11 protein-coding genes and 1 tRNA gene are annotated in these 10,933 nt (G+C 60.8%); 3 read left to right on the forward strand and 9 right to left on the reverse strand.

Features of this window, described 5'->3' with window-relative positions:
- Both HMPREF2935_RS02195 and HMPREF2935_RS13430 read right to left on the reverse strand, forming a co-directional pair.
- Positions 1-1,742, reverse strand: a 1,742-nt coding sequence (locus tag HMPREF2935_RS02195) for a vWA domain-containing protein (protein WP_141756000.1), incomplete at its 3' end; no start/stop codon positions are given.
- Positions 1,742-2,341, reverse strand: coding sequence for a hypothetical protein (locus HMPREF2935_RS13430; RefSeq protein ID WP_235590977.1), 600 nt, complete (start codon positions 2,339-2,341; stop codon positions 1,742-1,744). The genes HMPREF2935_RS02195 and HMPREF2935_RS13430, both read right to left, overlap by 1 nt.
- A 319-nt stretch (positions 2,342-2,660) precedes the next feature.
- Here HMPREF2935_RS13430 and HMPREF2935_RS02205 point away from each other — a divergent pair, with 319 nt between their 5' ends.
- The gene (locus HMPREF2935_RS02205) at positions 2,661-3,359 is read left to right on the forward strand and encodes a queuosine precursor transporter (protein WP_061920064.1); all 699 of its coding nucleotides are present in this window, start codon (positions 2,661-2,663) and stop codon (positions 3,357-3,359) included.
- Between the two features lie 168 nt (positions 3,360-3,527).
- Here the strand turns inward: HMPREF2935_RS02205 and tgt are convergent, their stop codons facing one another.
- The 6 genes from tgt to HMPREF2935_RS02235 form a co-directional block, all read right to left on the reverse strand.
- Positions 3,528-4,820 (reverse strand): tRNA guanosine(34) transglycosylase Tgt, encoded by a 1,293-nt coding sequence (gene tgt / locus HMPREF2935_RS02210; protein ID WP_070731810.1) that lies wholly within the window; start codon positions 4,818-4,820, stop codon positions 3,528-3,530.
- Between the two features lie 5 nt (positions 4,821-4,825).
- Positions 4,826-7,228: an MMPL family transporter gene (locus HMPREF2935_RS02215; RefSeq protein WP_070731812.1), complete on the reverse strand. Its 2,403-nt coding sequence runs from the start codon at positions 7,226-7,228 to the stop codon at positions 4,826-4,828.
- Between the two features lie 110 nt (positions 7,229-7,338).
- Positions 7,339-7,429: transfer RNA gene (locus HMPREF2935_RS02220), tRNA-Ser, on the reverse strand.
- Positions 7,430-7,477: 48 nt separating this feature from the next.
- Positions 7,478-7,678: a CsbD family protein gene (locus HMPREF2935_RS02225; protein ID WP_061920058.1), complete on the reverse strand. Its 201-nt coding sequence runs from the start codon at positions 7,676-7,678 to the stop codon at positions 7,478-7,480.
- 44 nt (positions 7,679-7,722) lie between these two features.
- On the reverse strand, positions 7,723-8,154 hold the full coding sequence (locus tag HMPREF2935_RS02230; protein ID WP_046645837.1) for a nucleoside deaminase: 432 nt from the start codon (positions 8,152-8,154) through the stop codon (positions 7,723-7,725).
- Positions 8,155-8,185: 31 nt separating this feature from the next.
- A complete protein-coding gene (locus tag HMPREF2935_RS02235) occupies positions 8,186-8,665 on the reverse strand; it encodes a tRNA adenosine deaminase-associated protein (RefSeq protein ID WP_062042667.1) in 480 nt (159 codons plus the stop codon).
- Positions 8,666-8,704: 39 nt separating this feature from the next.
- Between HMPREF2935_RS02235 and HMPREF2935_RS02240 the strand changes: the two genes are divergently transcribed.
- Entirely contained in the window at positions 8,705-9,733 is a 1,029-nt protein-coding gene (locus HMPREF2935_RS02240) for a prephenate dehydrogenase (RefSeq protein ID WP_070731814.1), read from the forward strand.
- Between the two features lie 60 nt (positions 9,734-9,793).
- On the opposite strand, the gene HMPREF2935_RS02245 is transcribed toward HMPREF2935_RS02240, so the two are convergent.
- A complete protein-coding gene (locus HMPREF2935_RS02245; RefSeq protein ID WP_235590976.1) occupies positions 9,794-9,985 on the reverse strand; it encodes a hypothetical protein in 192 nt (63 codons plus the stop codon).
- A 336-nt stretch (positions 9,986-10,321) separates the two neighbouring features.
- Between HMPREF2935_RS02245 and HMPREF2935_RS02250 the strand changes: the two genes are divergently transcribed.
- A partial coding sequence (locus HMPREF2935_RS02250) for a hypothetical protein (RefSeq protein WP_141755998.1) occupies positions 10,322-10,933 on the forward strand: 612 nt, incomplete at its 3' end.

The raw sequence follows: 10,933 nt of genomic DNA on the forward strand, positions 1-10,933 counted from the left end.
GCCTCGTCAGCGCCGAAGCTTTGCTCCGCCAGCCACACCTTGCCCGGACCAGTTACCGGAACATCAACGGTGACTTCCTTTTCCGTCATCGACACCACCTGTGCCGAGCCGACGGAGGGCATGTTGACCGGGGTAATCGTCAGCGGGGTTTCACTCTTGATGGGGTTGAGCTTGGAGCCCGGCTGATTATCGACGCCCTTCGTGGTGATGTCCACGCTGGTCACCAGCTTGCCCGCGGCAACGTTTTCGACCTTGTCCAACGGGATATCCACCGCGTTGCCGTCCACGATCGGGGCGTTTTCGAGAAGCGTTACTGGCTCGCCCTCTTCGGGGACGAACTCCGCGCGCAGCGTGCCTTGGCCTTCGAGCTTGCGCGGCTGACCGCCGCCGTCGACAAGCTGTGCCTTAATAACTTGGTCGGAGTTGATGCCGCCGCTTAGCTTCTCACCGTTTTCGCGCTGCAGGTTGAGGTTCAGACCCGGAATCATCACCATGGATGCCTGGTACTCGCCCTCGGCGCCGCCCTCCAGCTTGTAGCCAAAGGTCCACTTGCCGGCCCAGCCTTCGCCGCCCTTCTTCATTGCGACGTCGACCATGCCCGGAAGGCGGTCATTGGTGGTGATCTCCACGTCGGCGCCGGCGACCTTCTTGGTATCCGGCTTCAGCTCTACCGTTTGCCCATCAGGGCCGGTGAGGGTCGGGATGATCTTGCCTTCTTCCACGCTGGTCTTCGGAACCGCGGACAGGCGGACTGGGTCGACCGAATTATCCAGGAAGAAATCGAATTGCTCGGTGAAAGTGCCTTCCTTGCTCAAGCCACCGGAGGTAGGAATGAGGTTACGGAAAGCTGCAAACAGTGCGGCGGGATCCTCACCGCCGTTGAAGAAGGCGCCGTTGGGTTCGCCTTGGCCACAGCCCTCGCCTTCAGCCAGGTCGGTGAGAAGCTCCGTCTGCTCCTTCGCATCGCGCGCCGGTACGAGACCGACGTTGAAGAGGCGGATATTGGACTGGCGGAATGCGGACACCGTGGAATCCGGGGTGCACAAAATGTTGCGGGCTGCTGCGTTGTCCTTGCCGGTCTCAACGCCCACGTAGGCGCCGTCGGTGAAAAAGACAATGGCGCGGCAATCGCTGCCATCATGATCGCCGAATTCCTTGAGCGCGCCCGAGTAGGCCAAACCGTAGTCGGTTTCTAGATCGGAGGTGCGCTCCTTGTTGCGGAAAGCGTCAATCTCCTTGTCCAAGGCGCCGGCGTTTCCGGAAACATTGGTCCAGCCGCCGTACTCGCCGGCCTCGGAGTAATAGCCTGAACCGAATCCGGCAAGCTTGACATTGATATCCGCGCCGGCGTCCTTGCCTAGGCTGGCCAGCTGATTGACGATGTCCTTGGTGGCATCAACACGGAAGTGGGAGCCATCGGTGGCTGGTTCGCCTTCGTAACCGATGAGGGACTGCGACTGGTCGAGCACGAACAACAGGTCCGCGGATTTCTTATCCGCGATACACGAACTAAAGTCCGCTAGGTTTTTCTGCGAGGCCTCAGAGAGGCTGCTCTCGGAGGCCTGCGGTGCTTTATCCTGTGGAGCTTGTTCTGGTGGGGCTTGTTCTGCCGGCGGGGCCGCCTCGGGCGCTGGTGCTTGCTCAGGCGCTGGCGCATCTTGCGCGGAAGCTCCCAAGGAACCTGCGAAACCGCACAACAGTGCAGTGCTGCTGAGAGCGAGGAGACGATTTAGTTTTCGCATTAGGCGCCCATCACCTTTCCTACGTAGAAGGCGATCTCCACTGCGGAAGCGATCACAAGCAAGAAGCCGCCGATCATGACGAGGCGGTAGACCAGCGTCTGGCGCGTATCCTCAATGTAGAAGCTTTCCGCTTGGCGCCGAGTATTTTGCAGGGTGTATAGGCCAAGGAGCACAAAGGCGACGATGCCGGCAAGCACCCATCCCGCGATGGCCAAGCCAAAGAAAAGGCCTTGGGTTGCAGTGGAGGCCAATGGCGCGGCGATTACCGCGATTAAGGAGAAAATAGCGGCCACACCAGCGGCGATGAGCAAAGGCCACGGCCCCTTGGTGGGTGCGGCTGGGGTGGCAGGGCGCGAGCTGCGCGGCGCGCTGGGCTGCCCGCCTGGTGCGCCAAAACCCTGGCCGCCACCTTGTGCGGGGCCAGCTGCGCCAAACGACGGCGCGCTTCCTCCTGGTTGATTCGGCGAACCGAAGCTAGGGGAACTTGGGAATCCGAACCTCGGGCCGGCTGCATTGTTAGGGCCGTTGTTGGGGCCGCTACCCGCTCCGGGGCGCGGACCACCAAACTGGGGCGATGAGCCAGGCGAACCAAATGTCATAACTAATGACCTTTTCTCAAATAGCGCTCCCCCAGCCAAGAGAGCGGCCAGGGAAACCAAAGGGAACAAAATAGGCACAAGTGTTGCAAGCAAAAGAATGCCATACTTAAGGCCTCATTTCGCCTCTTCCTTGGGATTTACCCTCCACTACCCCAGCGCCACATCGATAATGCCGGATTCAGCTGCACATATCTCGCTGGATCTACCTTGAGGATCATTCCCCAGTCTCCCCTAAGATGTGTGAGCATTTCTGTTTTCTCAGGCCATAAGACAGCGCCATAAGACAACGCCATAAGACGGCATGGCAAGATAACTGCCCATGACAGAAAAATCGGCAACCGCAACCACTTCCAGTGGCGAGAGCATCCGATTCATCCCGGTACAGTCCACGCTGTACCCGTGGCTGGTTACGGTGTTCGTCGTTACGTTCCTCATTTCCAACATCAATGCCACAAAGGGCGTCCAGCTCGGTCCGCTCATCACCGACGGCGCCTTCTTCTTATTCCCGCTGGCTTATATCGCAGGCGACGTCCTGTCCGAATGCTATGGCTTCAAGTCCACGCGGCGGGCGGTCTACATCGGATTCGTCATGGCGATTCTGGCCGCGGTGTGCTTCTATATCGCGATTTGGCTGCCAGCGGCGGATTTCTACGAAGGCCAAGAGGCCTTCGCCGCTACCTTGGGCCTTGTGCCGCAGATCCTCGCCGCTTCCTTGGCAGGCTACTTAGTGGGCCAGCTGCTCAATTCCTTCACGCTGACCCGCATGAAGGCAAAGTCCGGTGAACGTGGACTCATCGGCCGTTTGGTCGCCTCAACCGTCGTGGGCGAGCTCGGCGATACTGTGTTGTTCTGCATCATCGCCGCACCAGTCATCGGCATTTCCACATTCAGCGGCTTTCTCAATTACGTAGTGGTCGGCTTCGTGTGGAAAACCCTCATCGAGGTGGTCATGCTGCCGCTAACCACCATCGTCATCAAGTGGGTTAAATCCCGCGAAGACTACGTTCCCAGCAACTAACCCACAAATACTCAGCCCTAGAAACCCAGCCCTAGAAACCCAGGGCTGGAACTGCAGCTTCCTGGTGAAAAGGGCGGCGTCGGCAAGCGCGAGAAAAGCCGAACAGGAGGTCTGCAGTTCTAGCCCTGGGTATTTGCGGAAAAGAGGCGGCGAGCGCAGGGAGGTAGCTTACTTGCCGGCGTAGTAGCGGCCCATGAACTCGTCGCGGTAGGCCTCGTAGTAGCCGCCGTCGATGGAGGCGCGGATGTTGTCCACCAAGCGGATCATGAAGGTAAGGTTGTGCATGGTGCACAGCGTGCCGGCCAGGAATTCGTTGGCCTTGAGCAGGTGGTGGATGTACGCGCGGGAATAGTTCTCCGAGACGTAGCCGCCGAACTCCTCGTCGATGCCCGTGAAGTCGCGCTTGAAGCGCGCACCCTTGAGGTTCAAGCGGCCATCGAGCGTGTACACGCCGCCGCGGCGGCCCAGGCGGGTCGGCGCAACGCAGTCGAAGGTGTCGGCACCAGCCTCGATCGCGGTAAACAAATCATCGGGCTCGGAAATGCCCAGCAGGTGACGCGGTTTATCCTCAGGAAGCTCGTCGCAGACCCAGCCCACGATGGTGCCCAGGTTCTCCTTCTCCAGCGCGCCGCCGATACCAAAGCCGCCGAAACCGCGCTTGCCGTCCGCCTCGGCAGCCTGGGAAAGCTCCACCAGACCGCGGGTGGCTTGGCGGCGCAGGTCCTCGTACTGCGCGCCCTGGACGACGCCCCATAGGGACTGGCGCGGCTTCTGCGGGCCACGCTCCTCGGTCAGGCGGTGGTGCTCGTCGAGGCAGCGCTGCGCCCAGCGGTGCGTTCGCGCGACGGATTCCTCCTGATAGGCACGGCTATCGATGAGCGTGGTCAGCTCGTCGAAGGCGAACATGATGTCGGCGCCCAGGCCGTGTTGGATCTGCATGGAGACCTCCGGGGTAAAGCGGTGCTTCGATCCGTCAATGACGGACTTGAAGTCCACGCCGTCTTCGTCGACCTGCGCCATGCGCTCCTTCTTGGCCGCGCGGATGTCGCCCTCGGTGAGGTTCGCAACGTCCATGGCCAGGACCTTCTTGAATCCCACGCCAAGCGACATCACCTGGAATCCGCCGGAGTCCGTGTAGGTGGGGCCATGCCAGTTTTCAAAGGTCGCGACGCCGCCAGCCTCATCCACGATGTCGTGGCCCGGCTGCAGATAAAGGTGATAAGCGTTGGACAAGATAGCCTGCGCGCCCGTCTGGCGGATCTGCTCCGGGGTCAGGGTCTTAACCGTGGCCTTGGTGGCCACGGGGATAAAGGCTGGGGTCTGAATATCCCCGTGCGGTGTATGAATGGTGCCGCTGCGACCATGCTTGCCAGGACCAGCCTGGTCGAGGCGCGTGCGCACGTCGAAGCTCAGGTCAGTCTCTAGCTTGGGTGCAGGAAAAGGCGGCTGTTGCTCGATCATAGAGGCTAGTTTACGTGTTGCGTCGTATCCGCAGATGCGCCGCCATGCTCACGCTCCCACTCTTCTTCCAGAGCTGTGCCTTCGATGTCGAGGGAAGAAATGACCTTATCCATCCACTTTGGCAGCCACCAGGTCGCGCGGCCCAACAGGAACATCGTGGCGGGGACGAGGGACATGCGCACAAGGAAGGCGTCGAAAAGCACGCCTGCGGCAAGGGCGAAACCGAAGATCTGGATAAACGGCAGCGGCTGGTTAATAAACGCCACGAAGACCGAAATCATAATGATGGCTGCGGCCGTGACCACACGCGCGCCTTCGGTAAAGCCCGCGATGGTGGCCTCATCCACGGCGTTGTACTTGGTGCCATTGCCGCGTGGATAACGCGCGATGTGCTCGCGCATGCGGGTAACCAGGAAGACCTGATAATCCATGGCCAAGCCGAAAGTCACGCCGATCAGGAAGATAGGCATGAAGGAAATCAGCGGACCAGGCGCCGGAACCAGGCCGAAGAGGCCGTCCTGCCACACCAGAACCGTAAGGCCGAAGGCCGCGCCCACTGAGAGCAGGAAGCCCAAGCCAGCCACCACGGGGACCAAGACCGAGCGGAAGACTAGGAAGAGCAACAGGATGGCCAAGCCCACCACGATGGCGAGGTAAGGCAGCATGGCAGCCTCCAAGCGCTCAGTAATATCCAGCTGCACGGCGGTCAGGCCAGTCATGCCGATTTCCGCGCCGGTGACCTCGCCCAAGCGCTCGTTCTCTGCACGCAGAGCCGACGCCGTGCCGACGGTCGTGGGATCCGTCGGGCCTGTGGTCGGTGCGACCATGATCTGTGCCGCGGTCTGATCAGAGTTGAGGCCAACGATCTGTGCGTGCTTCACGCCGCCGACCTGGTTAAGTTGCTGGGTCGCGTACATGAAGGAGGCGAAAGTTGCCTTCTTTTGTTGATCTTCGCCTTCTTGACCCTGGATCAGCGGCTGGAGGGCTGGCGCATCCGGGTTGGCTTCCTCACCGTTGACGATGACCAGGAATGGACCATTGACGCCTGCGCCGAAGCCTTCGGCCAGCAGGTCCGCGGACTTGCGCTGGGTGGTATCCGGATTCGAGCTGGTATCCGCCGGCAGCGCGAGCTCCATGTCCAACACCGGGGCGCTCAACGCGCCAAGACCCAACACGACCACGGCCATGACCAGGCCCGGGGCCTTCTGCACCGCACGCACCCAGCGGTTGCCCATGGTGGCGCCCTTACGGCGATTGCCCTTCCTATTCGGGTTGCCGGCGATGCCGGGGATTCGACCGGCAAAGGCTTTATCGCCGGCCAGGCCAAGCAGCGCCGGCACCAGGGTCAGCGCGACGAGCACCGCCATGAACACGGTGCCCGCGGCAGCCAAGCCCATGGCGGTGAGGAAGCCAATCTTGGCCACGATGAGGGCGAAGAGCGCCACGAAGACCGTGGCGCCGGCGAAGACCACGGAGGAACCTGCCGTGCCCACCGCCATGCCGGCGGCTTCGGGCCCATCCATCCGCGAGCGCTCCTGGCGGTAGCGCGACATGATAAACAGCGCATAGTCGATGCCCACGGCCAGGCCAATCATGATGGCCAGGACCGGGGTCAAGTTATTGAGTTCAATCCAGTGCGTGGCAATCATGACGCCGAGCGCGCCCAGGCCCACGCCCACGACGGCCGAGATCAGCGGCATGCCCGCCGAAACCAAGGAGCCGAAGGTAAAGATAAGGACGAGGAAGGCCACGCCCAGGCCGATGATCTCCGAGGTGGAGTTGACCTTAATCTCATCGCCAAAGCCCGCGCCGCCAGCCTCGACCGTTAGCCCCTTCTCGCGGCCCAGCTCCATCGCCGCGGTGACGACGTCCTTGTCTTCTTGCTCAACGGTGTAGGAGCTTTCCGCATCGAAGTTGAAGGTGGTATAGGCGATGGTCTCGTCCTCATTAACCATCGCGAGGTTATCCGCATCCTTGCGAGCGGTCTCTTCCGGCAGGCCCATCGAGGTGAATTGTTCGATAACTTGCTGCTGCAAAGCCGGCGATACGTCGAGCGGGTTGCCCCAGCGTTGCTGGTCCTTGATGCCGAGCTCGTTGGTGATCTGATCGACCACCTGCTGCATCGCTTCCTTATTTTGCGGGTCAGAAAGCTTCTGCCCCTCGGGTGCTTGGAAAACCAGGTTCACAGAAGGCGCGCTGGCCAGGTTGCCGCTTTCCGGGAAGAGCTCGGCGGCGCGGTGGGTAGCGTCAATCGCCGGCGTGCCCTTGATGGAGTACTCCGAAGTCATGGGCTTCATCAAGGCAATCGTGGCGCCCACAGCGGCCACAAAGATCACAAGCCACGCGATGATCACTTTCCACCTGTTGAGGAAGGACCAGCGCCCAAGACGGTACAAGAGTTTTGCCACAGGAGTTACCTTCTGTCTCGTTGATTAACTTCGCCCAGTCTAGCGGCCAGCCGCTGGCAGCTAAAACAAGAAAAGCCGTGGAGCAATTACTTGCCCCACGGCTTTCGCTATGGCGGTGGCGGCGGGATTTGAACCCGCGGTTGGGGGTTACCCAACATTCGCTTTCGAGGCGAACACCTTCGGCCGCTCGGACACGCCACCGTGGTCTAGGTTACGTGTTGAAGCGCGCGGCACAAAATCCCGCCGGATTTACTTGTCCTTCAGGCCGCCAATAACCTCGTTGGCCTTGTCCTTTACGCCCTCGACAGCGTCAGAGACTTTGTCCTTAGCCTGGGAAGTAACCTGGTCTGCCTTGCCCTCGTTAGCAAGATCCTCGTTGTCGGTTGCGTTTCCCGCAGCTTCCTTTGCCTTACCTACTAGGTCGTCCTTCTTGTTTTCGAAATCACCCATGTTATTTCTCCTTTTTGTTTGCGGTGACCCCATCCTACGCAATGTCAGCGCAGCTCGCCGAAGAAGCCGGTGAGCAGTCCGGCGCATTCTTCCTCGCAAACTCCGGCGCGCACTTCGGGCACGTGCAGGGCACCGGGGGCACGCAGGACATCGACAAGCGAGCCACACGCGCCCGTCTTCGGTTCGAAAGCACCAAAGACCACGGAAGCCACGCGGGCCCCCTGGATAGCCCCGGCACACATCGCGCACGGCTCAAGGGTGACCACAAGTTCGCAGCCTTCTAAGCGCCAGCCATCGCCATGCTTGGCGACGGCCGCGCGAATCGCCTCCACTTCCGCATGTGCGGTGGGATCGCCGCGCTGCTCCCGGCGGTTGACGCCGGTGGAAAGCTCGTTGCCGGCGGCGTCGTAAAGCACCGCTCCTACCGGGATGTCTCCCGCGGGTGTCTGGCGTGCCACCTCGAGCGCGCGGCGCATGCGCGCCTCGGCGCTGGCCAAGCCTTGGGATTTAAGCAATGATCTCTTCGAGCTCGTCACCGAAGCCTAAATCGCCCGCGATGCGCAGGAGCATATCGGAGGGCCAATCTTCGTCATTGTCGATGATGTAGCCCAACTGATCTTCACTGAGCCCAAGATCAGCAAAGATATCGAAGTCGCCGTCGCCATAAGGATCTGGATCCTCGTCGTCGTCATCGATTTCGGGGAAGTCAAGGTCGCGCAGCTCCAGGAAGTCTGCGGCAAAATCATCCTCGTCGGCATATGTGGCGTCAGAGATCAGCATGCGCACATCTCCCGGCACTGGGCGTACGACAACGAAGTATTCATCCTCTACGCACAGCAGCGCGAAGGCCGCGCCCTCGGAGCGCAGCGCGCGCACCGCGCTGATGGAGGTGTTGATGTCCTCGAAGTCGTCATTAAACTCCCGAACCACCCATTGCCCCTCATTGCGGGCAACGGTAACTGCGAAGGAGATGTTGTCATCACTCATACCTCGTGAGATTAGTCGTGTTGTGCCAGAATTGTCACCGTGAGTTCTCAAGACGTTCAACGACCCGTATGCATCATCGGCCTAGGCCTTATTGGCGGTTCCCTGCTGCGCGATCTCGTGGCAAGCAAACACGCAGTATATGGCTATAATCACTCGACTTCCGGTGCCCGCAGCGCCATCAAAGCGGGCTATGACGTCACCGATGACCTGCAGGCAATTTTGACCCGCGCGGAGGCAGACAATGCACTAATCGTCATCGCTACCCCGATGAAAGCGGTCGCTTCGGTCTTGGACGAGATTCAACAGCACGCGCCGAGCTGTGGCATCACGGACGTAGTTTCCGTGAAGACTGAGGTGCGTGATCTCTTCTTGGAGCGCGGCATGGAATCGCGCTACGTGGGCGGCCACCCGATGGCCGGCACTCAAAACTCAGGCTGGGACCACTCGCAGACCAAGCTCTTTAAGCGTGCAGCATGGGCAATTACCTATGACTACGCCGCCGAGTGCGAAGCCCGCGGGGAGCGCATCCCGAAGAAGTGGATTGAGACCTTCTCCGATGTGGTGCGTATGACGCAGATGGTGCACGCTGAGGCCGTCCCCGTGCGCGTGGCAAATCACGATGCCGCGGTGGCGCGCATTTCTCACCTGCCGCACGTCTTCGCTGAAACCCTCGCTGTGGTGGGCGACAACGGCGGCATCCTCGCGCAGTCCTTGGCCGCGGGCTCTTTCAAGGACGGCACCCGCGTGGCCGGTACCACCCCGGAGCTGGTGCGGCAGATGTGCGAGACCAACGCACCCGCGCTTGTCGACGCCCTCGATGAAGCACTGCAGCTCCTGCAGGCCGCGCGCGACTCTCTCGCCGCTGAGCAGCCCTCTGTTGCTGAACTCGCGGAGAATGGCTTCCGCGCCCGCACCCGCATTGAGGCACGCTCCGGCGCCCGCAAGGAATCGGTCTCCCCGGTCAAGATTTCCTCGCGGCCGGTACTGCGCCTGCACCCGGGTGGCCCGAACTGGGTGGCGCAGCTGCGTCAGTCGGAGTCTTTGGGCGGGCGAATCGAGATTTTCTAGCCCCGTCTAGTCTTCTAGGCCTGTCTAGGCTTCCCGCCCTGTCTAGCCTTCCCGCCCCGTCTAGTCACGGAACGTATCGTCGCGCCGCTTGCGGGACTTCGATTCATCCCTGCTCACCGCAAGGATGGGAAGTCCCAGAAGGCCCAGCGCGAGCCCAATCGGGAAAAGCACCAGCATTCCCGAGGCAACCCACAGCACCACGCCGAGGATTGCGCCCGCTACCAAGCAGGGCACGAGTTTGTTGTTGTTCACGCTCACCTTTCTAGTTCCCGTGGCGAAGGCAAACTTTTTACTGGCCATGAAGCTAAGCACCTAAAAATGAGGTCTCGTAAAGCGGTTCCGGTCTCATCGTACGCCGCGGCCTCTCTCGCAGCAGCTTCCGCGCCTCGCGAGCCCTTCGCACGGCACCAGGTTCTCTGCACGGCCCCTGCGGCTGCAAATCGCAAATGGTGAGGTCGACCCGCAACGGAAGTGGCTGGTGTTAACGCCCGTGACTGGGCCGGTGCGGCACATCGCAGGCTTCCTTTTGTTTTGATGTTGATGTCAACGCCGCAGATACTGCTGCGTCGTCCCCATAGACTGGGGGCTATGGATAGAAATTTGCGGTTGCTCCTTGCCCGAGTAGAGCGAGCCTGCGTAATACGAAATGAAATGTGGCAAGTTGCCGCCGAACATATAAAGTCCAATCCGATCGAGCGCCGGATCGAACAGCACGGACAACAGCACACCGTTTATCTGCATGCACCCTGCCCATTCCCAGACAATCTCTCCGTGATGTTTGGTGAATGGCTGTATCTCTTGCGCTCGGCCCTCGACGGGCTGATGTACGAGCTCGTCGTTCACGACACCCAGCTCGATCCTCCGCGCAACGCTAGGCGCATCTACTACCCGATCAACGCCACTGCTGATAATTTCGCTCAAAAGGCCAATACCGAGGGCCTGCGGGAGAGGACGCGCCTTGCGATCGAAGCCACGCAGCCCTACCACTCGACGGGAGGGCACACCGGCAGCGCACTCTGGTGGATCCATGAGTTGGCACGCATCGACCGACATCGGCGCGGACATACCCTTACTTGGCGCATCGTTGACATGAACTTTTATTTTGCGTCCGACCTGGTCGACCGGCACAGCGTGCGAATATGCGACCAATTCTCGGCTATCGTCCGGGACGATAAGGAGCTGGAAATCGTCAGCTGGGCC

Source organism: Corynebacterium sp. HMSC076D02, from assembly GCF_001813815.1.
Classification (GTDB): Bacteria; Actinomycetota; Actinomycetes; order Mycobacteriales; family Mycobacteriaceae; genus Corynebacterium; species Corynebacterium simulans.